At 71.9% G+C, this 23213-nt stretch carries 19 protein-coding genes; 9 read left to right on the top strand and 10 right to left on the bottom strand.

Going from position 1 to position 23213, the window contains the following annotated elements; all coding sequences use genetic code 11:
* Positions 1-4 precede the first annotated feature (4 nt).
* Positions 5-667 carry a DUF2238 domain-containing protein gene (locus tag AC3X7R_RS12495; RefSeq protein ID WP_489965992.1) on the bottom strand — a complete coding sequence of 221 codons (663 nt, stop codon included), beginning with the start codon at positions 665-667 and terminating at the stop codon, positions 5-7.
* A gap of 85 nt (positions 668-752) precedes the next feature.
* Between AC3X7R_RS12495 and AC3X7R_RS12490 the strand changes: the two genes are divergently transcribed.
* The 4 genes from AC3X7R_RS12490 to AC3X7R_RS12475 are packed head-to-tail and all read left to right on the top strand — an operon-like array spanning position 753 to position 5404.
* On the top strand, positions 753-1394 hold the full coding sequence (locus AC3X7R_RS12490) for a trimeric intracellular cation channel family protein (RefSeq protein ID WP_489965991.1): 642 nt from the start codon (positions 753-755) through the stop codon (positions 1392-1394).
* Positions 1395-1448: 54 nt separating this feature from the next.
* The gene (locus tag AC3X7R_RS12485) at positions 1449-2531 is read left to right on the top strand and encodes a DNA polymerase IV (RefSeq protein ID WP_489965990.1); all 1083 of its coding nucleotides are present in this window, start codon (positions 1449-1451) and stop codon (positions 2529-2531) included.
* Positions 2532-2590: 59 nt separating this feature from the next.
* Complete coding sequence (locus AC3X7R_RS12480; protein WP_489965989.1) at positions 2591-3061, top strand: hypothetical protein; 471 nt, start codon at positions 2591-2593, stop codon at positions 3059-3061.
* Positions 3062-3121: 60 nt separating this feature from the next.
* Positions 3122-5404, top strand: a complete 2283-nt coding sequence (locus tag AC3X7R_RS12475) for a DUF5005 domain-containing protein (RefSeq protein WP_489965988.1) — start codon at positions 3122-3124, stop codon at positions 5402-5404.
* A gap of 24 nt (positions 5405-5428) precedes the next feature.
* Here the strand turns inward: AC3X7R_RS12475 and AC3X7R_RS12470 are convergent, their stop codons facing one another.
* On the bottom strand, positions 5429-7270 hold the full coding sequence (locus tag AC3X7R_RS12470; protein ID WP_489966488.1) for an ABC transporter ATP-binding protein: 1842 nt from the start codon (positions 7268-7270) through the stop codon (positions 5429-5431).
* Positions 7271-7356: 86 nt separating this feature from the next.
* Positions 7357-9096 (bottom strand): ABC transporter ATP-binding protein, encoded by a 1740-nt coding sequence (locus tag AC3X7R_RS12465; RefSeq protein ID WP_489965987.1) that lies wholly within the window; start codon positions 9094-9096, stop codon positions 7357-7359.
* Positions 9097-9290: 194 nt separating this feature from the next.
* Between AC3X7R_RS12465 and AC3X7R_RS12460 the strand changes: the two genes are divergently transcribed.
* The 3 genes from AC3X7R_RS12460 to AC3X7R_RS12450 are packed head-to-tail and all read left to right on the top strand — an operon-like array spanning position 9291 to position 11819.
* Positions 9291-10430 (top strand): ABC transporter permease, encoded by a 1140-nt coding sequence (locus AC3X7R_RS12460; protein ID WP_489965986.1) that lies wholly within the window; start codon positions 9291-9293, stop codon positions 10428-10430.
* Entirely contained in the window at positions 10427-11101 is a 675-nt protein-coding gene (locus AC3X7R_RS12455) for an ABC transporter ATP-binding protein (protein WP_489965985.1), read from the top strand. The genes AC3X7R_RS12460 and AC3X7R_RS12455 overlap by 4 nt, the downstream gene beginning before the upstream one ends.
* A 43-nt stretch (positions 11102-11144) precedes the next feature.
* Positions 11145-11819, top strand: a complete 675-nt coding sequence (locus tag AC3X7R_RS12450; RefSeq protein WP_489965984.1) for a TetR/AcrR family transcriptional regulator — start codon at positions 11145-11147, stop codon at positions 11817-11819.
* Here AC3X7R_RS12450 and AC3X7R_RS12445 read toward each other — a convergent pair.
* The 3 genes from AC3X7R_RS12445 to AC3X7R_RS12435 form a co-directional block, all read right to left on the bottom strand.
* Positions 11816-12508 carry an ANTAR domain-containing protein gene (locus AC3X7R_RS12445; protein ID WP_489965983.1) on the bottom strand — a complete coding sequence of 231 codons (693 nt, stop codon included), beginning with the start codon at positions 12506-12508 and terminating at the stop codon, positions 11816-11818. The genes AC3X7R_RS12450 and AC3X7R_RS12445 overlap by 4 nt on opposite strands.
* Before the next feature lie 115 nt (positions 12509-12623).
* The gene (locus AC3X7R_RS12440) at positions 12624-13382 is read right to left on the bottom strand and encodes an HAD family hydrolase (RefSeq protein ID WP_489965982.1); all 759 of its coding nucleotides are present in this window, start codon (positions 13380-13382) and stop codon (positions 12624-12626) included.
* Complete coding sequence (locus AC3X7R_RS12435; RefSeq protein WP_489965981.1) at positions 13379-14881, bottom strand: mannitol dehydrogenase family protein; 1503 nt, start codon at positions 14879-14881, stop codon at positions 13379-13381. The genes AC3X7R_RS12440 and AC3X7R_RS12435 overlap by 4 nt, the downstream gene beginning before the upstream one ends.
* Positions 14882-15039: 158 nt before the next feature.
* On the opposite strand from AC3X7R_RS12435, the gene AC3X7R_RS12430 reads away from it, so the two are divergent.
* Positions 15040-16089 carry a CDP-glycerol glycerophosphotransferase family protein gene (locus AC3X7R_RS12430; RefSeq protein WP_489965980.1) on the top strand — a complete coding sequence of 350 codons (1050 nt, stop codon included), beginning with the start codon at positions 15040-15042 and terminating at the stop codon, positions 16087-16089.
* 79 nt (positions 16090-16168) lie between these two features.
* Here AC3X7R_RS12430 and AC3X7R_RS12425 read toward each other — a convergent pair whose 3' ends face one another.
* A complete protein-coding gene (locus tag AC3X7R_RS12425; RefSeq protein WP_489965979.1) occupies positions 16169-16783 on the bottom strand; it encodes a TetR/AcrR family transcriptional regulator in 615 nt (204 codons plus the stop codon).
* 150 nt (positions 16784-16933) lie between these two features.
* Here AC3X7R_RS12425 and AC3X7R_RS12420 point away from each other — a divergent pair, with 150 nt between their 5' ends.
* Positions 16934-19135, top strand: coding sequence for a hypothetical protein (locus AC3X7R_RS12420; RefSeq protein WP_489965978.1), 2202 nt, complete (start codon positions 16934-16936; stop codon positions 19133-19135).
* Positions 19136-19556: 421 nt separating this feature from the next.
* Here AC3X7R_RS12420 and AC3X7R_RS12415 read toward each other — a convergent pair whose 3' ends face one another.
* From AC3X7R_RS12415 to AC3X7R_RS12405, 3 genes are all read right to left on the bottom strand, one after another.
* Positions 19557-19787, bottom strand: coding sequence for a (4Fe-4S)-binding protein (locus AC3X7R_RS12415; RefSeq protein ID WP_489965977.1), 231 nt, complete (start codon positions 19785-19787; stop codon positions 19557-19559).
* Between the two features lie 13 nt (positions 19788-19800).
* Positions 19801-20115, bottom strand: coding sequence for a GNAT family N-acetyltransferase (locus tag AC3X7R_RS12410; RefSeq protein ID WP_489965976.1), 315 nt, complete (start codon positions 20113-20115; stop codon positions 19801-19803).
* A 120-nt stretch (positions 20116-20235) separates the two neighbouring features.
* The gene (locus AC3X7R_RS12405) at positions 20236-23145 is read right to left on the bottom strand and encodes an ATP-binding protein (RefSeq protein ID WP_489965975.1); all 2910 of its coding nucleotides are present in this window, start codon (positions 23143-23145) and stop codon (positions 20236-20238) included.
* Positions 23146-23213: the final 68 nt, after the last annotated feature.

Below are 23213 nucleotides of genomic sequence, written 5' to 3'. Positions count from 1 at the left end.
GAGATTACCCGTTGGTAGCGGTGCCCGAGGGTGAACCTACGAGCTCCACCACGGGACCGTCGGGCAGGGCGATCCCGCGCTGCCAGGTCCGGTGCACCACCACGGCGCCCACCACGGCGCCGGCGACCCCGAGGCCGAGGTCGCCGAGGGTGTCGACGTAGGCGAACCGACGCTCCTCCGAACCGCTGATGAAGGCGAAGTACTCACCGATCTCCCAGGCGATCGCGCCCGTCGACCCGATCGCCAGGGAGCGCTCGAGGCACCGCATCAGGCTGGTGCCGTGGGGCAGGGTCAACATGACCGCGGCCGCACCGATGAGCACCAGGTTGAAGAAGTGCATCCAGTCGTCGAACCAGACGATCTTGTCGTAGAGGTCCAGGCGGTTGCCCAGGATGTCGGAGAAGCAGGTGATCGTGACCAGCAGGTCGGGGAGCCACGGGAACGCCGCCCGGTCCCGGTAGAAGGCCCACCACAGGGCCGGCACCGTGAAGGCCAGCATCGGGTAGGTGATGGAGCGGAGCTCCGCGGCCTTCCCCTCCAGGTTGGCCCAGGCGGGGTCGATCACGGTGAAGGCCAGCATCAGGAGCAGCAGGCCCTTCAACACCACGTCGAGCTGCCGGACGGCACCCATGGCGGGCGGAGGGCTGGGGTTCGTCTCGACGCTCACTCGGCGGGATGCTACCCGGACCCGCGCACCCGGGCGTCATCAAGACAGAGCCGCGATGTGCAGGCGGGGGTGCTACACCTGTCCGATGGGCACCCCGTCTCCCCTCTTCCTGGCCCTCGACCTCGCCGGCACGTTCGCCTTCGCACTCAACGGCGCCCTGATCGCCATCCGGGTGGCCCGGCTCGACCTGGTGGGCGTCCTGACCCTCGGCATGATGACCGCCCTGGGGGGCGGGATCCTGCGCGACGTGCTCCTGGGGGCGCAGCCCCCGGCCACGTTCAGCGACTGGCGCTATCTCGCCGTCGCCGCGGCCGGCAGCCTGATCGCCTTCCTCTTCGGGCCGCACCTGGACCGGTACGTCGGCACCGTCCTGGTCCTCGACGCCGCCGGCCTCAGCCTCTTCGCGGTCACCGGCGCCAGCAAGGCACTCGACTTCGGCGCGGGGGTGGGCCTCGCCCAGGCCGCCATCCTGGGCACCGTCACGGCGGTGGGAGGAGGGACGCTGCGCGACGTGATGCTGGGCCGGGTCCCGGTCGTGCTGCGCAGCGAGCTCTACGCCATCCCGGCCCTGGCCGGGGCGCTCGTCGTCGCCGTGACCGAGCAGGCCGGCGTGTACGGCGTTCCGGCCGCGGTGGGTGGCGCGACACTCTGCTTCGTCATCCGGATGGTGGGGGTCCGGTTCCAGCTGAACGCCCCTGTCCCCCGTGGCTGGCGGGACACCGCCTGAGCCATCCGGCGGGAGGCCTCCCGGGGCGAGGCCGTCGGCGCTACCGTTCCCCCCATGTCAGGCGCTGAGTGGGTGCTGCACGTCGACATGGACCAGTTCCTCGCCGCGGTCGAGCTGCTGCGCCGCCCGGAGCTGGCGGGACTCCCGCTGGTGGTCGGGGGACGCGGCGACCCGCACGAGCGGGCCGTGGTCTCCACCGCCTCCTACGAGGCACGGGAGTTCGGCATCCGTTCGGGCATGCCGCTGCGCACCGCCCTCAAGCGGTGCCCCGACGCCGTCTTCCTGCCGGTCGACCGCCCGGTCTACGAGGAGGCCTCCGAGGCGGTGATGACGACGCTGCGTTCCCGCCCGGACGCGGTGGTGGAGGTCCTCGGGTGGGACGAGGCGTTCGTGGGGCTCCGCACCGACGACCCGGAGTCGGTCGCCCGGGAGCTCCAGTCCGCCGTGCTCGGCGCCACCGGTCTGCACTGCTCGGTCGGCATCGGCGACACGCTGCTGCGTGCCAAGATCGCCACGGACTTCGGGAAGCCGCGCGGCACCTTCCGGCTCACCGCGGAGAACTGGTTCGAGGTGATGGGCGACCGCCCCACCACCGCCCTCTGGGGTGTGGGCCCCAGGATCGGCGCCCGCCTGCAGTCTCTCGGCATCAGCACGGTGCGTGAGCTCGCCGCGGCGCCGGAGGAGAGCCTGGTCTCCCAGTTCGGCCCCACCATGGGCCCCCACTACGGCCGGGTGGGGCGCGGGCAGGGCCGGACCCGGGTGGACGACACTCCCTGGGTGCCGAGGGCGCACGGCCGGGAGACGACCTATCAGCACGACCTGGTGGACCCCGAGGAGGTGAGGTCGGCGGTGACCGCCCTGGCCGAGCAGGTGGTCGCCGACATCCGGCAGGAGGGCAGGGCCTGCCTGCGGGTGGGCCTGAAGGTCCGGTTCGCGCCGTTCTTCACCACGACCCGGGTCCGGAAGCTGGCGGAGCCGACCTACGACGTGGCCACCCTCGCCGCGACCGCCCTGGAGCTCCTCCACGACCTGGACGACGACCGTCCCATCCGGTTGCTGGGGGTGCGCGCCGAGATGGTGCCCGCCGGCGACCGAGCCGCCCGGACCACCGGACGGCGCCACGGTCCTGTCCCCTGACGGGCCCGACGACTATGGTCGAACCAGTCCGCTCACCAGCTCGCGATCCAGGAGACGAAATGCACCCGACCCACGTGCCGCTGCGAGTCGCCACCGGCGCCTTCATCCTCAACTCCGGCGTCGGGAAGCTGGGCGCCGACGAAGGCACGGCGCAGTACCTGCACGGTGCCGCGGTCGGCGCCTACCCCGCGCTCTTCAAGGAGATGAAGCCCCAGAGCTTCACTCAGCTCCTGGCCTACAGCGAGATCGCCGTGGGGGCCGCCCTGCTGGCCCCGATGGTTCCCGCCACCGTGGCCGGCGCCGCCCTGACCGGCTTCGGCGCGAGCCTGGTGGGCATGTATCTCAGGACGCCCTCGATGACCCTGGACGACGGGATCCGCCCGAGCCCCGACGGCATCGCGGTCGCCAAGGACGTGTGGCTGGTGGGCGCGGGGCTGACGCTGCTGAGCCAGGGCATCGTCGGTGCTGCCAAGAGCGGGGCGAAGGCCTCGGGCAAGGCCGTCCGCAAGGCCGTCCCCTTCACGGACTGATCCGGGCGCCGTTGTCCCGGGGGTGTCAGCCGCGCCCTCGCCGTGAACCATGATGGTCCGGTGAGTCCACGAGGGCAGCGCCCAGCCCCGCGCCGGTCGCCCTCGGGGCGCTCGCCGCTGAGCCGGGCCGACTGGCGCGCCCAGCTCGCCCACGCCCTTCCGCCGCGGGTCCTCGTGCTCTGCTCGGCGCTCCTGCTCGTGCCCGGTCTCCTGCTCGCCCTGCTCGTGCCGCCCGCCGCGGAGCCACGCCTGCACGAGGCCCCCTTCTCGATCGTCGCGCCTGCGGTGGTGAGCTCCGCCCTGGTGGCCAAGGCCGACGGGCTCCCCGGCGCCCCCCTCGCGGGGGTGCCCGCGACGAGCCGCGCGGCCGCGCTGCGCGACGTCGCCCAGGGCCGCGTCGTCGGTGCCCTGGTGATGGACCTGGCGCACACCGAGGACGAGCTGATCCTCAACGAGAGTCGCGCGCCGCAGCTCAACGAGGCCGTCGAGGAGCAGGTCCGGCAGGTCCTGCGGACCAACGGACGCACTATGCGGGTCTCCACCACCTCGTCCTCCGACGTCCCCCGCACGACGACCTCGGCGCTCGGCGTCGCCGCGAGCGTGCTGGGGATCCTCGTCGCCATGGTCGTCTCGCTGCTCTTCGGGCCCGCCCCGGCCAGGCTTCGCAGCGGGGGGCGCCGGGTGGCGGCGCTGGCCGTGGCCAGCCTGCTCCTGGGCGCCGCCGCCGCGCTGTCGGTCTTCGACGTGTCCGGGACCCAGCAGGTGGCCCTGGCGGGCATCCTGGGGGCGGCGATGCTGCTTCCGGCCACCCTCACCCTCGCCCTTGGAGCGCTGTTCGGACTCGGTGGCATGGCGCTGAGCGTCTCGCTCTTCGTCGTCCTGTCCACGCCGCTGCTGCTGGGCATGGACGCCTCCGTGCTCCCGCAGCCCTGGCGACTGCTGGAGGACTGGAGCCCCGCGGGTGCCACGCGACAGGCCCTCGAAGGGGTCGCGCTCTTCGGTGGGGCCGGCGCGACGCGGGCGGCGCTCGTCCTGGCCGCCTGGTTCGCGCTCGCCACCCTGGCGATGGCGGCTGCTCGCCGGGAGCGGGCACGCGCGGCCTCAGGTCCGGATCCGGGGACGGCGCTCGGCGGATCGGGAGCCCGCTCGTCGTCCTCCCGGCCGCCGAGAGTGCGCTGGTGGCGGCTCCGGGTCGCGGTCGTGGTCCTCCCGAGTGCCGCGCTGCTCGCGCTGCTCCTCACCCTGGTCGCCCCGGGCGACCTTCCCGCGGCTGCCCCGGTGCCTGACGGTGCGACGCAGACCCGGTGCGTCGCCACCGGGCGCGTGGACACCGTGGACGACCTCAACCGCATCTCGCGGAAGGTCCGCGGCACCGGAGTGTTCCGAGGGGGCGACGTCGGCGCGAGCGCTCTCCTCCAGGACGGACGACGGCTGCTCGTCTTCGGGGACACCCTGCGCCGGCTCGAGGACGGTACCCAGACCTTCGTCCGCAACTCGATGCTGCTCCTGGACCCGGGCTGCATCCAGGGGGTCCTGCCCGCTGACGGCGGGGCCGTCATCCCTGATCGTCCCAGCGGGAGGGCCGGGGAGACCGTCGGCTACTGGCCGATGTCGGTCAACGTGAGCCCTCGACCCGGCTACGACCTGGTGGCGGTCGCGGCCCAGCGGGTCCGCACCACCGGGGACGGCCCGTTCGACTTCGAGAACCTGGGCGGGGCGGTGGCCGTCTTCATCGTGGCTCCCGGACGCGCGCCCCAGCTCGTCTCGGTCACCGACCTCGGCCCCGACCGGGCAGACGTCACGCATCCCACCTGGGGCGCCGCCTCGGTGGTCCACGACGACTGGGCCTACGTCTACGGGACGGCGAGCAGCACCGAGGACCTCACCTTCGGATACGCGCTGCGCCTGGCCCGGGTGCGTCCCGACCAGGTCCAGGACCTCGGTGCCTGGCGCTACTGGGACGGCGAGGGCTGGTCGGCGTCGGAGGAGGACGCCGTGGAGCTCATCTCCGCCCAGGGAGGGACGTCGCAGACCCTGTCGGTCTTCGAGCGCGACGGGACCTGGTACGCGTTGAGCAAGCGGGACGAGTTCCTGGGATCCGACGTGGTCGTGTGGAGCGCCCCGGAGCCATGGGGGCCCTTCGACGAGGGGAGCCCGGTGGCCCCGCTTCCCTCCAACGTCGACACCGGTCACCTCAGGTACATGCCGCTGGCCCATCCTGACCTGCTGCCGCAGGCCGGCAGCGTGATCGTCTCCTACAGCCGCAACCGCACCTCGATCGGTGAGGTGCTCGCCGACCCGATGGAGTATCGCCCGCGCTTCATGCGGGTCCCCCTCCCCTGACCGCCAGCCGGGTCAGCGCCGCCCTCAGGTGGCTGCTGCCGCGAACTGGGCCCGGTAGAGGCGCTCGTAGGCTCCCTTCGCCGCGACCAGCTCGTCGTGGGTGCCCTGCTCGACGATCGCTCCGTCCTCCATCACCAGGATGAGGTCGGCGTCGCGGATCGTGGAGAGCCGGTGGGCGATGACGAACGACGTGCGGTCGGTGCGAAGGGCGGCCATCGCCTGTTGCAGGAGCAGCTCGGTCCGGGTGTCGACCGAGGAGGTCGCCTCGTCCAGGATCAGCAGCGCCGGATCGATGAGGAACGCCCGGGCGATCGTCACCAGCTGCCGTTCCCCGGCGGACAGGTTGGAGCCCTCCTCGTCGATGACGGTGTCGTACCCGTCCGGGAGCGAGTGCACGAACCGGTCCACGAAGGTGGCACGGGCCGCGGCCAGCACCTCCTCCTCGGTGGCGGTGGGACGGCCGTAGGCGATGTTGTCGCGGATGGTGCCGCCGAAGAGCCAGGCGTCCTGGAGGACCATCCCGACGCGCCCGCGGAGCTCGGCGCGCGGCAGGGCCGCGATGTCGTGGCCGTCGACCGTGATGCGTCCCCCGTCGAGGTCGTAGAAGCGCATCACCAGGTTGACCAGCGTCGTCTTGCCGGCCCCGGTCGGGCCCACGATCGCGACCGTCTGCCCCGGGTGCGCCACCAGCGACAGGTGGCTGATCAGGGGGCGTTCCGGGTCGTAGGCGAAGGAGACGTCCTCGAAGACCACCTCGCCCCGACTGACCACCGCCCCGGTGGGCGCAGGGTCGGCCGGCTCCTCGTCGGCGTCGAGGAGCTCGAAGACCCGCTCGGCGGAGGCTACGCCCGACTGCAGCAGGTTGACCATGGAGGCGACCTGCGTCAGGGGCTGGTTGAACTGCCGGGCGTACTGGATGAACGCCTGGACCTCGCCGAGGGTGAGCGACCCGCTCGCCACCCGGAGGCCGCCGACGACCGCGATCACCACGTAGCCCAGGTTCCCGAGGAACATCATCGCCGGCATGATCAGGCCGCTCACGAACTGCGCGCCGAAGCTGACCCTGAAGAGGCCCTCGTTCTCCTCCGCGAACGTCCTCTCCACCTCGTCCTGCCGACCGAAGACCTTCACCAGGGCGTGACCGGAGAACGCCTCCTCGACCTGGGAGTTCAGGGCGCCCGTGCGTCGCCACTGCGCGACGAACTTGCCCTGGGAACGCTTCATGATCGCGCGGGTCAGCAGCAGGGAGAGCGGCACCGAGACCAGGGAGACGAGAGCCAGCGCGGGCGAGATCCACAGCATCATCCCCAGCACTGCGACGAGGGACAGCACCGCGGTGAGGAGCTGGCTCATCGTCTGCTGCAGGGTCTGGCTGACGTTGTCGATGTCGTTGGTGACCCGGCTCAGCAGCTCGCCGCGCGACGATCTGTCGACCGACGCCAACGGGAGCCGGTGCAGCTTCTCCTCCACCTCGCCGCGCATCCGGCGAACCGTCTTCTGCACCACGTCGTTGACCAGGAAACCCTGCAGCCAGGCGAGCAACGAGGCGGCGGCGTAGACCCCCAGGACGATCAGGAGGACCTGCCCGACCGCGCCGAAGTCGGTGCCGGCACCGGGCACCACGCCCTGGCCCTGGATCGCCTCGGGAAGCTCGGAGTCGGGCGTGCCGGGCGGGATCTCGCGACCGAGGAAGCCGGCGAAGACCAGGTCGGTCGCGTGCCCCAGGATCCGGGGACCGACGGCGGTGAGGCCGACCGAGACGGCACCGAAGAGCACGACCAGCAGCGCGGTGACCCGATCGGGCCGCAGCCTGCCGACCAGCCGCTTCGCGGAGGGACCGAAGGTCGCCGCCTTCTGCGCCACCATGGCGCCCCCGGGTCCGTGGCCCGGGCCACCGGCCGGAGGCGTGATCCGCTCCGTGGTCCTGAGCCCCTGGGGCCGACGGTCCCCGCTCACGCCGTCGCCTCCTGGGTCCCGAGCTGCGAGGCGACGATCTCCTGGTAGGTGGGGCAGTCGACCAGCAGCTCCTCGTGGGTGCCTCGGCCCACGACCCGGCCGTCGTCGAGGACCACGATCTGGTCGGCCTCCAGGATCGAGGAGACCCGTTGGGCGACCACGATCACCGACGCCTCCCTGGTCGCCGGTCGCAACGCCGCGCGGAGGCGGGCGTCGGTGGCGACGTCCAGGGCGGAGAAGGAGTCGTCGAAGAGGTAGACGGCCGCGCGGCGCACCAGCGCCCGGGCGATCGCGAGCCGTTGCCGCTGACCTCCGGAGAAGTTCGTGCCGCCCTGCGAGACCGGGGCGTCCAGTCCCTCAGGCAGTGCCTCCACGAAGTCGCGCGCCTGGGCGATCTCCAGGGCCGCCCACAGCTCCTCCTCGGTGGCCGTGGGCCGGCCGTGGAGCAGGTTGCTGCGCACGGTGCCGCTGAAGAGCCACGCCTTCTGCGGCACCAGCCCCATCCCCGCCCACAGGTCCTCGGGCGCCACCCGGCGTACGTCGTGGCCGCCGACCCGGACCTCCCCGCCACTGACGTCGACGAGTCGGGCGATCAGGTTGATCAGGGTGCTCTTGCCGGAGCCGGTGGAGCCCACCACCGCGACGGTCTGACCGGGGCGGGCCGAGAACGAGACCTCCCGCACGACCGGCTCCTGGGCCCCGGGGTAGGCGAACGAGACCGAGTCGAGGTCGACCCAGCCGCGGCGCTCGGGATCGAGCGGGAGCGGCTCCGTCGGCGCAGTGAGCGAGGTGCGGGTGTCCAGCACCTCGGTGATCCGATCGGCGCAGACCGCGGCCCGCGGCACCTGCATCAGCATGAAGGTCGCCATCATCACGCTCATCATGATCAGCATCAGGTAGGACAGGAAGGCGGTCAGCGAACCGACCCCCGTCTCCCCCGCATCGACCCGGTGGCCGCCGAACCAGATCACGGCCACGCTCCCCACGTTGACCACCAGGATCACCAGGGGGAAGAGGGTGGCCATCCAGCGACCGGCGCGCACCGCGACCTCGGTGAGGTCGTCGTTGGCCTCGGCGAACCGCCTGGTCTCGTAGGGTTCCCGGACGAAGGCACGCACCACCCGGATCCCGGCGATCTGCTCGCGGAGGATCCGGTTCACCGCGTCGATGCGGACCTGCATGAGACGGAAGCTGGGCACCATCCGGCTCACCACCAGGCCGACGGCGAGGAACAGGGCCGGCACCACGACGGCCAGCAGCCAGCCCAGGCCGGCGTCCTCCCGCAGGGCCATCACGACCCCGCCCACCATCATCAGCGGCGACGTGACCGCGATGATGCACGCCATCGCCACCAGCATCTGGACCTGCTGCACGTCGTTGGTCGTGCGGGTGATGAGGGAGGGGGCGCCGAACTGCCCCAGCTCGCGGGCGGAGAAGCTCCCGACCCGGTGGAAGAGGGCCGCCCGCAGGTCACGCCCGAGGCTCATCGCGGTCCGGGCGCCGAACCAGGCGGCGCCGACCGAGCCGACGACCTGCACGAGGGAGACGGCCAGCATGGCGATCCCGGTGCGGACGATGTAGCCGGTGTCCCCGGTGGTCACGCCGCGGTCGATGATGTCGGCGTTGAGGCTGGGCAGGTAGAGCGCGGCGAGCACGCCGATGCCCTGGAACGCGATGACCGCCAGCAGCCACCACCGGTAGGGCGACAGGTGCTCGCGGAGCAGCCGGATCAGCACGTCCCGCCACCTGGGTGCGGCGGAAGGAGGTGGCGACCGGGCAGACTGAGTAACACGGGACTCCTGAGGGACGTGGCGACGCGGGTCGCGGTACCCACGGTAGTCGTGTGGTTGGGGTCACGGATGGATTTGCTTGTTTGTCGACACGCTGTCGGTACGTTTGCCGACATGCAGTCGACAAAGAGGTGGGTCCTGTGAGGCCCTCGTTCCTGGCCCTGCGGGAGCTCTCCTTCGCCCGCGGACGCTTCGTCCTGATGGGCTCGGTCGTCGCCCTGATCTCCGTCCTGATGGTGCTGCTCAGCGGCCTGTCGGTCGGTCTGGTCAACGACGGGGTCTCCGGACTGCAGCGCCTGCCCGCGACCTCCCTCGCCTTCCAGGAGGACGTGGACGAGAGCGCGGCCTACTCCCGCAGCGTGCTGAGCTCCGACGCCGTGGACGTCTGGGCCGGGCAGCCCGGTGTCACCGCGGCGGCCCCCTTCGGGAACACCCTGGTCAACGGGCGGACCGATGGAGGCGAGGAGATCGACCTGGCCCTGTTCGGCGTCGAGCTCGGCTCGTTCATGGACCCGGCAGTCGACGAGGGTCGCCCCCTGGAGGGCGAGGGCGAGATCGTGATCTCCGGGTCCGCGGCCGACGCAGGCGTGTCGCTGGGCGACACCGTGATCCTCGACCCCAGCGGCCAGGAGCTCAAGGTGGTCGGCATCCTCGCCGACCAGCACACCTACGGCCACGTCGACGTCGGATACATCTCGCTCAAGAGCTGGCAGGAGGCGAAGGCTGGAGCCCGCAGCGGCGACAGCGTCCCGGATCGGGCCTACGAGGAGATCACCGCCGTGGCGGTCCAGGCCGACGACCCTGACGCGGTCGACCTCACCGCCGGCGACGAGGCGGCGGGCACCACCTCCATGACCTTGGAGGAGTCCTTCAACGCCTCCCCCGGATACACCGCCGAGACCTCGACGCTCCAGCTCATCCAGGTCTTCCTCTACGCCATCTCCGCCCTCGTGGTGGGAGCGTTCTTCACCGTCCTCACCATCCAGCGTCGCGGCGAGATCGCCGTCCTGCGCGCCCTCGGGGCGAGCACCGGCTACCTGCTGCTCGAGAGCCTGATCCAGGCGATCACGCTCCTGGTCCTCTCCGCCGGACTCGGGATCGCCGTCGGCGTCGGGCTCGGGACCGCGATCGCGGCCACGGACATGCCCTTCGCGCTGGAGGCGGGCCCCATCGCGGTCGCCGCCGCCCTGCTGCTCGGCCTCGGGGCCCTCGGTGCCGGCGTGGCAGTGCTCCGCATCACCCGGGTCGACCCCCTCACCGCCCTCGGAGGCAACCGATGACCGCCGCTCTGACCTTCTCCGACGTGACCCTCACCCTCGGTGACGGCGATGAGACCGTCACCGCGCTGGACCGGGTCACCCTCTCCGTCGCGCCGGGGGAGCTCGTCGGCATCGTCGGCCCGTCCGGGTCCGGCAAGTCGAGCCTGCTCGCCGTGGCCGGGGCGCTGACCACTCCGTCGTCCGGCGAGGTGAGGCTGGGAGACATCGACCTCGTCGCCGCCACGCGCAAGCAGCGCAACACGTTGCGCCGTGACCGCATCGGGTTCGTCTTCCAGAGCACCAACCTGGTCCCGTCGCTGACGGCGATCGACCAGGTGCGGCTGCCGCGCACGTTCGGCGGCGCCTCGGCACCCCGCGACCCGCTGTCCCTGCTGGCCGAGGTCGGCATGGAGCACAAGGCGAAGCGCCGACCGCACGAGCTCTCCGGCGGCGAGCGCCAACGGGTCGGCATCGCCAGGGCTCTCAGCACCCGACCGCAGCTCCTGCTGGTCGACGAGCCCACCGCGGCACTGGACAGGCGGCGCAGCCAGGAGGTCGTCGAGCTCCTGGCCCGGGAGACCCACGAGCACGGTGTCGGGACGGTGATGGTCACCCACGACCACGACGTCCTGCACCACTGCGACCAGGTCTATGAAATGCTCGACGGCAGATTGGCACTCGCGCGGGGCTGACCCAGTCCCGTCGGGTCCTGTGCGGACGAGGGGGGAGACACGCATGCCGCGCATCGAGGCACCCACCGTGGCCGAGCACCTCGCGCGTCGCCGTCAGGCGCTGATCTCGGCGGCACGCGCACTCCTCTCCGAGACCGGGCGGGCCCCTTCGATCGCGTCCGTCGGACGCCGCGCCGGCCTGGCGAGGAGCAGCGTCTACCAGTACTTCAGCTCCTCGGAGGCGCTCCTGGAAGCGGTCGTCGCCGAGGTGTTCCCGGACTGGACGCGGCGGGTCCAGGACCGGGTCGACGCCGCAACCACGCCCGGCGAGCGCGTCTGGGCCTACATCGAGGCCAACCTGGAGCTGATGACCGGTCCTGAGCGGTCCCTCGCCCGCGCCCTGGCCCACGCGGTGGAGCCCGAGGTCCTCCAGGCGCCGATGGAGCGGTTCCACCAGCAGCTCCAGATCCCCCTCCGCGCGGCACTCAGGGCGCTCGGCGAGCCCGAGGAGGCCGAAGTCGCGGACCTGATCGAGGCGATGATCGTGCACGCCTCGCGCGGTGTCCGGCCGGTCGGGGACGACTCCTCAGGCTGCACGGGCCCGGCCGCGCCACGCGAGCTGGCGATGGCCCGTCTTCGCCGGCTGCTCGTCGGGTACCTCCCCGGCCCGGCGGCGACCGGCGGCGGCGGAGAAGGGTCCGTCGCCTCGTCGGCGGACCACGGGGCGGCTGACCTCTAGGTCGAGTCCTCACCCGATCCGGTGACGATGCGCGCAGCCTCGGCCTCGGTGATCCCAGCCTGGGCAGCGCTCTGGCGCAGACGCGCGCGGGCGGACTCGGCGTCCAACCCGTGGAGCCCCATGAGGACTCCCACCGCCACCTCCACCTCGGTCACGCTCCGCCTCCGGGGCGCCGACTCCGCGGCGAGCCGCCGGGTGTCGAAGGAGAGGTCCGCATTTCGCACCACCGCCTCGGCGGAGGCTCCCAATGCCTCAGCGAGCGCCTCGTGTCGTCCCTCGAACGCACCCGGCGTGGAGGCGTAGAGACTCACGCTCCCGACCACCTCACCGTGGTCGAGGATGGGCAGGGAGAGGGTGGCGGCAACCCCCTTTGCGGCGCTGGCACGAGCCTGCACCAGCCAGCAGCCCTCGTCGAAGAGGTCACTGGCCGCGGCCACCTCGGCACGGTCCGCTGGGTCGAGGGGTGGCTCCCGGTCGGGATCCAGCGCCGCCTCGGGAGCCGGCTCGGGCTCCTCGGTCACGAGCGTGAAGGTGACGCCGTCAGCGACCAGGCCCACGCTCATGCCGACGCACTCGGGCACGATCGCCTCGGCTCGTCGTGCCGCACCCAGCAGTGCGAGCGCCAAGCCCTCCTGATGGTTCTCCCTCATGTCCCGCAGCACCTCAGCCGTCTCCGGCACTGGTCTCATGCGCCACCCCTGTCCGCTCTGTCGCTCCGTACCCCGCTCCGTCCACGGCATGCCGAGGTCGACCGGCCGCTCCGTGCGCCCGCACCACACAGCAGGCCTCCAGGCCGGGCAGGGGTCAGCCGATGCCGAGCAGCACCGAGAGGTCGCTCAGGTTGTGCACCACGGCCACGGCGCCTGACTCGAGCAGCTCCGCCTCACGGACCGGCCTCTCCTCCGGAGGAAGGAACTCGACCGTGCCCACGGTCCGGATGCCGGCAGCGACCGCCGACCGGGTGCCGTTGACGGAGTCCTCGATCGCCAGGCCCTCCCGCGGATCGATCCCGAGCGCTCGCACGGCAAGCCGGTAGACGGCCGGGTCCGGCTTGCTCGACGGCCGGGGCAGGGAGTCCTCGGCACTGAACCGGCGCCCCGCCGGGAAGTGGCCGGCGAGCCCGGTGACCTCCAGGCACGCGTCGAGCCGGGAGAGGGCACTGGAGGTGACGGCCGAGAGCAGGAACCGCGTCCGCAGCACGTCGAGCGTCTCGCCGATGGCCCGGTCGGGGCGCAGGACCTCGCGCAGGTGCGCGGTGACCACGTCCTTCTCGGCCGAGACCCACCCGTCCATCTCCGCGGGTGACACGGACGCCCCATAGTGCGCGGCGAACTCCGCAGCAGCTGCTCTGAAGTTCTTCCCGTTCGTGAGCTCCTGGAGCTCGTGCGGAGCGTAGGACCGTGTCTCTCCCAGGGCGGCGAGGAACCTGTTGGTCACGCCCGCGGAAGCCGCGTAGGCCGGCTCCTCCGACGGGAAGAGCGTTCCGTCGGCATCGCACAGCAGGGTCGTGACGGCCTCCACCTCGGACAGGGCGGCCCGGTCGGTCATCCTCAGCTGGCTCATGCGATCCCCATGTCCTCGAGCACGCTCGTCCTGAGCGGTCGGACCAGTCTCACCCGGCGGGCCAGGCACTTCTCGACGGCCCCCGTCACGCCGAGCCGCTCCAGGTCGTGGAGCGCGGAGGCGAGCTCCTGTCGCAGTCCCACGTCGTCCCCGAGGGCCCCCATCACCGAGCGGGCCCCCAGCAGCGGGGCCGGGTCTCCCCCACCCGCCCTGGCCAACGGCACGAGCTCGTCGCGGCGCGGGTCGGCGACCTCGATGGGCCGCCCGAGGAGGTCCTCGCCACGGAGGTAGCGGAACCATCCCGCGACCGCGAGCGTGAGCAGCGGAGCGGGCCGCCCCGCGCGACGTGCCTCGATGAGGGACGGCAGCAGGTACGCCGGGACCTTGGTGGAGCCGCGGCGGCTCAGCCGGTCCAGCCCGTCGCTGAGGTGCTCGTTGGCGAAGCGCCCCAGGAGGGTCGTGCGGTAGGAGGAGAGGTCGATGCCGGGGACCTCACCCAGCAGCGGGGTGATCTCCTGGCACATCAGGCGATCGAGGTAGTGGTGCATCACCGGGTCCCTCATCACCTCGGCGGTGCTGCGGTGGCCGGCCAGGTGACCCAGGTAGGCCATGGCGCTGTGCGTGCCGTTGAGCAGGCGCGACTTCATCAGCTTGTACGGGGCGACGTCCGTGGTGAACTGGACCCCCACGTCCTCCAACGGCGGTCGGCCTGCCGCGAAGGTGTCCTCGACCACCCACTGGGTGAAGGGCTCGGTGAGGATCGGGGCCCGGTCGACGACACCGAACCTGTCGGCCACCAGTCGCCTCTCCCCCTCCCCCGTGACCGGCGTGATCCGGTCCACCATGCTCCCGGGGAAGCTCACGTGGTGCTCGATCCACCTGGCCAGGGTGCGGTCCGCGGCACGCGCACAGCCCACGACGGCCGCACGGGCCGCGGCGCCGCTGTCGGCGAGGTTGTCACAGGACAGGACCGTGAACCCACCCAGGCCCGCGGCTCGTCGCCGGCCCAGCGCGGCGACGACGTAGCCGAACCACGTGGTGGGGACGCCGCCCTCCCTGGCCCCACGGTCGTCGCCGCGGAGCTCGCCGTTCTCATCCAGCTGGTAGCCGTCCCCGGTGACCGTCAGGGTGACGAGCCGGGTGTCGGGGTGAGCCAGCCGGTCGAGCACCGCCCGTGGGTCGTCGGGGGCGAAGAGATAGTCGCGCATCGCGCCCACCACGGTGGCCCGCTCACCGAAGGAACCCCGCTCCACGACGGTGTAGAGACCATCCTGCGGGTGCAGGGCCTGCTTCATCGCCCGGGAGTTCATCCCGACACCGGTCTCTCCCCACTCGCGGTTGCCGCCGCGAGCCAGACCCTCGAGGTAGACCAGCTGGTGAGCTCGGTGGAAGCCACCGACCCCGAGGTGGACGACCGAACGCCGAAGGGCGGCACGGTCGTAGGTGGGGACGCTGATCCGGTGCTGGTGGAGATGGAGGGTGTCGTTGCGCAGGTCCATCAGACCCCTTCTCGCGGCAGGGAAGCATCGGCCGGGGGTAGATCGAACCGCTGCTGCCTCCTGCTTTGCCCGGACTCGTGGGCGTGAGGCAACCGGGCAGTACCCCCGGCATCCCGGAGCAAACGTGCGGCGCCGCGCTGGTCTGGCACACTGCGCGGGTGCAGATCGTCTACAACAGCTTCCACGGGCGCTACTCCGACAACCCGCGCGCTGTCTACGAACGACTCGCAGGCAGGTCGTCCCTGCACCACCTGTGGCTGGCCGCCCCCGAGCACCTCGACTCCTTCCCCGCCTCGGCCAAGACGGTCCCCGTGGACAGCCCGGACGCGACGGCGGCGCTGGAGTCCGCGGATCTGGTGATCGCCAACACGCACACCGAGGTCGAGTGGACCAAGGGCCGCGACACCACGTACGTCCAGACCTGGCACGGCACCCCCCTCAAGCGGATCCACCACGACGTCCTGTGGGCACCGCCCGGCCGTCTCGCCCGGCTCGACCGTGACGTCGCGCGGTGGGACCTCCTCGTCTCGCCCAACCCGGCGAGCACTCCCCGCCTGCGTCGGGGCTTCCGGTACGACGGAGAGGTGCTCGAGATCGGGTATCCCCGCAACGACGCCCTCAGCGCTCCGGACCGGGATCTGCGTGCGGCACGGCTCCGCAGGGAGCTGCAGCTCGACGACGACGCCGTCGTCGTGCTCTACGTCCCGACCTGGCGAGACGACCAGGCGTTCGCCGAGGGTGCCCCGGAGGTCCCCCTCGGCCTCGACCTGGAGGAGCTGGTCGCCCGGCTCGGTCCGTCGCACGTCGTGCTCACCCGGCTCCACCCGTTGGTGACCGGCCGCAGTCGCATCCCCGAGCTGCCCGGGGTGCGGGACGTCTCGCTCTACCCCGACCTGGTCGACCTCTACCTGGTGGCCGACGTCCTGGTCACCGACTACTCCTCCGCGATGTTCGACTTCGCCGTCACGGGCAAGCCGCTGGTCTTCTACACCTACGACCTAGCCCACTTCCGCGACTCGGTCCGCGGCTTCTACTTCGACCTCGTCCCGGAGGCTCCCGGCCCTCTGGTGAGCACTCTCGACCAGCTCGTCGCCACGTTGCTCGACCCGCCCGCAGCCACCGAACGCTATGCCGCGTTCCGGTCGAGGTACTGCTCGCTCGAGGACGGCCACGCGACGGATCGCCTGCTGGACCGCCTCGGACTCTGACCAGCACGCAGCCCTGCCCGGGGCAGCCGGCATCCGGTGCTGGCGATCATCTGGTCGATCACCACGCCCGGAGACCCGGTCACGGTCTGCCGCTGGTGATCGGTCCTTGCAGCAGACCGGCGACCGCGTCGCAGAGGAAGGTCCCCACCACCGTCCACTGGGGCGGCTCGCCCGACTCCTGCGCCCGCTCCTCGATCTCCGCGCAGGCGGTGCTGACTAGGTGAACCGTCAGCCGGGCCCGCCCCTCCACGATGGTGCGGTCCAGCTGCGAGAGTCGCTCCGCGGCGGAGGCGACGATCAGGCCTGAGACGGCGGGTCGCCCCCCTTCCTTGCGCATCAGCTCCGCCGTGGCCGGGTCGTTCATCGCCTGACGGAGGAACCGCGCCCGCCAGGAGGGCGTGGGCAGGGCGGCGAGCGCGTCCGTCAGCGGGATGACCAGGGCACGGACGTCGCCGAGCAAGGAGTCGGACCGCTCGAACATGCGACGCTGCGCGGGCTCGACCGCGGCGTAGTGACGCTCCAGCAACGCGTCGAGCAGGCCCTGGCGCCCGCCGAAGTAGTAGCGCACCGCCGAGTGGTTGCTGTTGCCGGCGGCCTCCGCGACCTGGCGGTCCGAGACGGTCGGGATGCCGTGCTCGGCGAAGAGCCGCTCGGCGGCGTCCAGAAGCGGCTCCCGGGTATCCGGACGCGGCATGACTCCCTCTCCATCGACTGACGACTCGCCCCGATCCTACGTTTTCACCATGTTACGCCATGTGACTTATTATCTCGCCTGACCCTGGCCGCCCCCATCCACACCAGCGGATCGCCGCCACCCCGCAGCCGTCCGCGAGGAGACCTGTCCGTGCCCACCAGCCAAGACCCCGTCGACCGCCCCCAGCCTGACCAGCCCGTGACGCCCACGTCGAAGTACCCACCTCCCCCGCCCGAGACGCCGGCCGAGCGCAAGGGGCGGATGGCCGCGCTCTTCGTGATGCCGTTCCTGATCGTCACGATGATGTACGCGACCTACGTGGGCACCATGCACGACCCGCAGCCACAGGACCTGCCGGTCGCCGTGGTCGGTGCGAGCGCGTCGGCGGAGCGGTTCGCCGAGGACCTCGAGGCCGACTCCGACGGCGCCCTCGACGTACGCCTCGTACCCGACCGCGACGCGGCGGAGGAGCTCGTGCGCGACCGGGAGGTCGCGGGCGCGATCACCGTGCCGGCCGGCGACCGGACCGCCACCATCTTCCGGACGATGGCGGCCGGGGCTTCCCAGGCGAACCTCGTCGACCAGAGGCTGAGCGCGGCGGCGGCCGCAAGGTCCTGGCAGGTCGAGACCGTCGACCCCGAGCCGCTGCCCGAGGGCGACGGGTCCGGCACCATGGTCCTGTTCGCGGCGATGGGCATGATGCTCGCCGGCTACGTGCCGCTGAGCGGCCTGCTCCTGGGTACGCCGAACCTGCTGCGGGTGCGCCGCTTCCTCCCTCTCGCGCTCGGGTGGGGGGCCGTGACCAGCACCCTGATCTGGTTGATCCTGGGACCGCTCGTCGGGTCCGTCGACGGGCACTACCCGCTGTTCCTGGGCGTCGGCACCTTGGCGGTGACCGCGGTCGCCACGGCGCAGCTCCTCTTCACCAAGGTGATGGGGCCGTTCGCGGTGCTGCTGGGCATGCTGCTCTGGGTGGTCTTCGGCGTGCCGTCGTCCAACCTGGCGTTGTCGATCCACTCCATGCCGGGGTTCCTCCAATGGCTCCACGGCGTCCTGCCGCTCCCCGCGGCGGGTGAGGCCCTGCGCTCGGCCGTGTACTTCGACGGTCGCGACTTCTGGGGCCACGTGGTGACCCTGGGGCTCTGGCTAGTCGTCGCGTTGGCACTCGCCGCCGTCAAGGAGCGGCGATCGGGTCACCTCATCGTCGGCGGCCCCGCCTACACCGAGCCCGACGCGCCACTGCCCGCACTGGCGGGTGGTCCCGTCGCGCCGTACCGGCGGCGACTCGTCGCGGTCGCCCTCTTCCCCCTCGCCATCATGATCACCGTCGTGACCGTGATGAGCCTCTCCATGCACCAGCCCGACGTCCACGACATGCCGGTCGCGGTCGTCGGACCGGCTGCCCAGGCCGACGCGGTCGTCGCCCAGCTCGAGCCGGGTCTCGGCGACTACCTCGACCTGAGCGCGGTCTCGACCCAGCAGGAGGCGGCCGACCTGATGCGCGACCAGGAGATCGTCGCGGCGTACGTGCTGCCGACCTCGCGGGGAGAGAGCCCGACCCTCCTCACCGCCGCCGGCGCCGGGCTCAGCCAGCAGTCGGCCGTGACGCAGATGTTCGGTGCTGTGGCCGCCGAGGGCGGCAGCGACCTGGCGACCGAGGACCTGGCGCCGCTGACCGAGGACGACACCGGCGGCACCAACAGCATGTACGTCGGCATGAGCTGGATCATGGCCGGGTTCCTCTTCTTCGCCGTGATGCGCGGGGGCGCGCCCGACCTGACTCGCACGCGCCAGCTGCTGCCGCTGGTCGCCGGCTGGTCGGTGGGCATCTCGCTGTGGTTGTGGTTCCTTTTCGACGTGCTCATCGGCGCGGTCTCCGGGCACGCGCTCGAGCTGATCGGCTACGGGTCGCTCACGGTCTTCGCCGTGGCCTGGGCCAGCGCGGTGCTGATCCGCGTCGCGGGAATGGGCGCCCTGATCCCGGTGATGCTCGTGGTCATGCTGGCCGGCGTGCCGGCCTCGGGCGGAGGGCTCTCGATCTACATGGTCCCGGACTTCTTCCGCCCTCTTGCCGACGCGCTGCCCCTCCCGGCTGCCGTCGACCTCGCTCGCTCCACGGTCTACCTCGACGGGGCAGGGATCGGGGGCGACCTCCTGGTCCTCACGGTCTGGGGAGTGGTCGGCCTGCTGCTCAACCTCCTCGTCGTGGACCCGTGGCTGAACCGCCCGACCGCCCGCCCTCACGCTCCGATGGGCCCCCGGCACGCGCCGAGCCGCACGCCCAGGGATACGTCCGCCCCGGGCGGCGAGGCGCTCGCCGGCACCGGGGGTGGTGCAGGCAGCGCCGGATAGGGCGGCGTCAGCGCCAGTTCCGTGGGCGCGTGCTGGTCGCGAGCTGTCCGGCCGTCACGGTGACCAGGACCAGGAAGTCAGCCAGGGACCGGAAGTGGATCACGCTCATCACCGCTCCGAGGCCTGGTGGACGCGGTCACGGTTGCGGTCGACGGCTCTCTGACGAACGGGCATGCGGACTCCTCGGTGAAGGACCGGTACGTGCCCGCTGTTTGAGAACGCACGCTCGTGTACCCCCATGCCAGGGAGCACATGCCGCACTGTGACCGAGATCGCGGACCAGGGACCTCGCGGACGGCTTCCGCCGGGTGGGGGGAACCCGTAGCAGTTAGTTGAACTGGCAATTGATCGCGTACCATTCACCCCGCCAGCGCCCCCCGCCTGTTCCCCCGATCGGCTGGGGGCGCTGGTCTTGTCGGTGCTACGGATCGCCGTGCTCCACCACGCGCAGCGCCCCGGTCGGGCAACGTCCGATCACGTCCCGCAAGGTCTGGGCGGCCGCGGCGCTGCCGGCCCGGGTGGGGTCGATCCACGGCCGCTTCGTCGGGTTGAACACGGCGGGCATGCCCCGTACACACTCCGCGGCGTGCCGGCACACCGCCGCGTCGAAGGAGACGTCCACCAGCGGACCGGTGTAGGTCTTGCGAGTCATGGCCTCTCCTTCGCTAGTCGCTGACCTTGGACGGTGCCGCGTTGAAGAGCAGGTCGCGGTACTCGGGATGCGTGCGCAGCCAGCGGAGGACGTAGGGGCAGATCACCAGGGCCCTCAGCCCTCGCCCTCTGATGTCGTCGAGGGCGGCGCGGGCCAAGGCACTGCCGACCCCCTGGCCCTCGAAGGAGGGGTCGACCTCGGTGTGGGTGAGGACGACGAGCTCGCTGGTCTCCTGGTAGTCGAGGAATCCGGCGACCGCTGGCCCCTCGAGGGATGCCTCGTAGCGCTGCCGGTCCGGGTTCCGGGTCACGTGGACGTTGATGGGCATGATGGTGGAGCCTCCTGGAATCGAAGCAAGTGCGACGTCCCCACACTCGTGCAGGAGGTCGCCCGCTCGCGTCAGGGAGAACTGCCTAGCCCGATCGAGTTCCTACCGTCTCCCCAGCCGTCATCCCCGTGCGCCCGTCGTGGCCCGTGACGTCTGCTGAGAAAGCGACAGCTCCCGGAGCTGGCGGCGCGAAGAGATGCCCAGCTTGCGGAAGATGCTTCGAAGGTGCGCCTCGATCGTGCGTGGGCTGAGGAACAGCTGGGCGGCGACCTCCCGGGACGTCGCCCCGGTAGCCACGAGCCGCGCGATGTGCAGCTCCTGATCGGTCAGTGAGCCGGCCGTCTGGACCGTGCGTGTGCGCGGATGCTCGCCGGAGGCGCGCAGCTCGCGAGCGGCACGCTCCGCGAAGGCTTCCATCCCCATCTCCGAGAGCTGCTGATGCGCGATCCGCAGCTGTTCCCGCGCTTCCCGGCGGCGGCCCTCGCGGCGCAGCCACTCGCCGTAGACGAGGTGGGTGCGGGCAAGGAAGCCCCGCCAGCGGCAGCTGCCGAGCCGCACGATCGCCTCGCGGAAGTGCTCCTCGGCGGCAGGACCAGCCGTGGTCAGCGCGCGCGACCGGGCGGCCAGTCCCAGGGCGAAGTCCGTCCCGCAGGCACGGGCCCGGGACGTCAGCTGCGCCAGCGCAGCCGCGGCACGCTCCTGATGACCGGCGCGGGCCGCCGCTTCGACGAGCTCGGGAAGGGCGAGTGCGCTGTAGGTGAAGTCGTCGTGCTCGCACGGCGGAGTGGCCGCGGCGAGAGCCTCCTCGTAGTTGCCCAGGCCGTTGTGCAGTGCTGCCAGTGTGGCGTGGGCCAGGCTGACGGTTGTGCCTTCTCCCCGCGCGGTGGCCTCCTCCACCATGGCTGCGTGCTGAGCCAAGGTCTCGCGCTTCTGACCGCGCCAGGCAGCCATCATGAGCCGCGCGTTCGGCAGGGGCGGCGCCCCGGTCGCCTGGGTGACCGCGGCCTCCTCGGCCGCCAGATCAGCCGACCCGGCCATGTCGCCGGCGATCACCTGCATCGAGGCGACGGCGTTGAGCGCGGCAGGAAGCATGGACAGGGAGCCGGCGTCGCGGGCCAGTCGGACCGCGCTGATGGACAGCCGGTAGAGGGCCTCGTCGTCCCAGAGCGCTGACGCGACATGGCACGCCAGCCACAGCCAGCGGCGGTACTCGTCGTCATCTCGGGACTCTAGGTCGAGCAGGGCCACGAGCGATCGCTGCAGGGCGGGGACACTCGCCTCGAACCCTTCCGTGAACCTGACCGCGAGTCCGTGCAGCAGCAGGTCGGACGCTCGCGGGGGCGACGGCGCAGGGGGCGCGTCGTGGGCGGCTTTCGCTGCCTCGGCCAACCCGCAGCCGGAAGCGAGGTAGCCGGCGTGGATGGCGGCATCGACGGCGTGGAGGTAGGTCTCGCGGGCCAGCGCGGGGTCGAGCGGGGTGAACGACTTGGCGGCGTCGAGCAGCATCCCCGGGACGTCGCCACCTCGCGTCTGGTGGAACGCGATCTGAGCACGCAGCAGCTCGACCCCGGCGCGCTGCAGGGCGTCCAGCGGCCCGGACACGGCACCGTCCAACAGGTCCAGGGCGGACTGGGAGGCGCCGGCGTCGTGCATGGCGTGCGCGGCCGCGAGCGTCCGGCTCGCTCGGGTCACAGGGTCGGGGGTGAGCTCGGCCGCGTGCTGCATGACCGCGGCTGCCGCGGCGAGCCCCCCGCGCGCGCACACCCGCCGGGCAGAGCGCTCCAGCTCGGCGGCGGCCTGCTCGTCGGTGCCGAGCACCGCCTGTCCCCGGTGCCAGGCACGGCGGTCAGGATCGGCCTGAGCGTCGGTGGCGACGGCCAAGGCGTGGTGTGCGCGGCGCCTGTCGGGCGGGGTGGCCGCCTGGTAGACCGCCGACCGGACCAGCGGGTGACGGAACCGGACCCGGGTGTCGATCTCCAGCAGGCCGGTGGCCTCCGCGGGTGCGGCCGCCTCGCGCGCGATGCCCAGGTGGTCGGACGCGCGCCACAGGAGCGCCGCGTCGCCCGTCGGGTCGGCCGCGGCGACCAGCATCAGCAGCTGGGTCTCAGCCGGGAGACTCGCCGAACGGCTTCGGAATCCGTCCTCGATGCGGCGAGGGACAGCGAGCGCGTCGGGCCGCTCGAACCCACCCGCCCGCTGGGCTGGCCTCGCGCGGGGCAGCTCGAGCAACGCCAAGGGGTTGCCGCGCGCCTCGGAGGCGATCCGGTCACGGACGGCGTCGTCGAGCGGTCCTGTCACGGCTGTCGCGAGCAGCTCCTTCGCGTCGGACTCAGAGAGACCCTCCAGTCGCAGCTCGGGCAACCCGGCGAACGCATGGTCGTCGGCCGCGCTGGGGTCACGCACCGCGAACAACAGTGCCACGCGCTCGGCCGACAGCCGCCGCGCCACGAACGCCATCACCTGTGCGGACGCCTCGTCCAGCCACTGAGCATCGTCGATGCGACAAAGCAGGGGGCTCTCCTCGGCGACCTCGGCCAGCAGGTGGAGGGTGGCCAAGCCGACCAGGAAGCGGTCAGCTGCAGGTCCGGCCCATAGGCCGAACGCCACACCGAGAGCGGCCTGCTGCGGGTCAGGCAGCGCACCCAGGCGGCTCAACATGGGGGCGCAGAGCTGGTGCAGACCAGCGAACGCGAACTGCGCCTCGGCCTCGATCCCCACCGCGGACTCCACCCGGAACCCGGACGACACCGCGGCGACGCAGGCCTTTTCCACCAGAGCCGTCTTCCCCATGCCGGCCTCGCCGCGCACCACGAGGGCACCGCTGCGCCCGGCCCGCGCCTCAGCGAGCAGCTTCTCGATCTCCACCCATTCGGCATCCCTGCCCACGAGGTTCAAGGCGACGACTCCCCCCAGTCTGCGCGCGAGTAGGTAATTCTCACGGATGCGGGGCACGCCTGCAACGCCCCGTTTCGCCACTGGACAGACGACCAGCCAGGAGATCGGTGGATTCCACCGACGCGGGGAAGTCATCTCCTGCGCGAGCCTGATGACACGGCAGTGAACCGGTGTGGAAAACCGGGACTGCCCAGCTTCCTCGG

The organism is Nocardioides sp. Z22_16 (assembly GCF_058134365.1).
This window is presented reverse-complemented; position numbering and strand designations above follow the sequence as displayed.

What these genes read in the sequence shown, in the direction of transcription:
- AC3X7R_RS12470 (WP_489966488.1), bottom strand. Translation starts at nt 7,270, where the DNA reads ATGGTGGCGCAGAAGGCGGCGACCTTCGGTCCCTCCGCGAAGCGGCTG.
- AC3X7R_RS12410 (WP_489965976.1), bottom strand. Translation starts at nt 20,115, where the DNA reads ATGCCCATCAACGTCCACGTGACCCGGAACCCGGACCGGCAGCGCTAC.
- AC3X7R_RS12425 (WP_489965979.1), bottom strand. Translation starts at nt 16,783, where the DNA reads ATGCCGCGTCCGGATACCCGGGAGCCGCTTCTGGACGCCGCCGAGCGG.
- AC3X7R_RS12440 (WP_489965982.1), bottom strand. Translation starts at nt 13,382, where the DNA reads ATGAGCCAGCTGAGGATGACCGACCGGGCCGCCCTGTCCGAGGTGGAG.
- AC3X7R_RS12450 (WP_489965984.1), top strand. Translation starts at nt 11,145, where the DNA reads ATGCCGCGCATCGAGGCACCCACCGTGGCCGAGCACCTCGCGCGTCGC.
- AC3X7R_RS12480 (WP_489965989.1), top strand. Translation starts at nt 2,591, where the DNA reads ATGCACCCGACCCACGTGCCGCTGCGAGTCGCCACCGGCGCCTTCATC.
- AC3X7R_RS12445 (WP_489965983.1), bottom strand. Translation starts at nt 12,508, where the DNA reads ATGAGACCAGTGCCGGAGACGGCTGAGGTGCTGCGGGACATGAGGGAG.
- AC3X7R_RS12405 (WP_489965975.1), bottom strand. Translation starts at nt 23,145, where the DNA reads ATGACTTCCCCGCGTCGGTGGAATCCACCGATCTCCTGGCTGGTCGTC.
- AC3X7R_RS12490 (WP_489965991.1), top strand. Translation starts at nt 753, where the DNA reads ATGGGCACCCCGTCTCCCCTCTTCCTGGCCCTCGACCTCGCCGGCACG.
- AC3X7R_RS12415 (WP_489965977.1), bottom strand. Translation starts at nt 19,787, where the DNA reads ATGACTCGCAAGACCTACACCGGTCCGCTGGTGGACGTCTCCTTCGAC.
- AC3X7R_RS12435 (WP_489965981.1), bottom strand. Translation starts at nt 14,881, where the DNA reads ATGGACCTGCGCAACGACACCCTCCATCTCCACCAGCACCGGATCAGC.
- AC3X7R_RS12485 (WP_489965990.1), top strand. Translation starts at nt 1,449, where the DNA reads ATGTCAGGCGCTGAGTGGGTGCTGCACGTCGACATGGACCAGTTCCTC.
- AC3X7R_RS12455 (WP_489965985.1), top strand. Translation starts at nt 10,427, where the DNA reads ATGACCGCCGCTCTGACCTTCTCCGACGTGACCCTCACCCTCGGTGAC.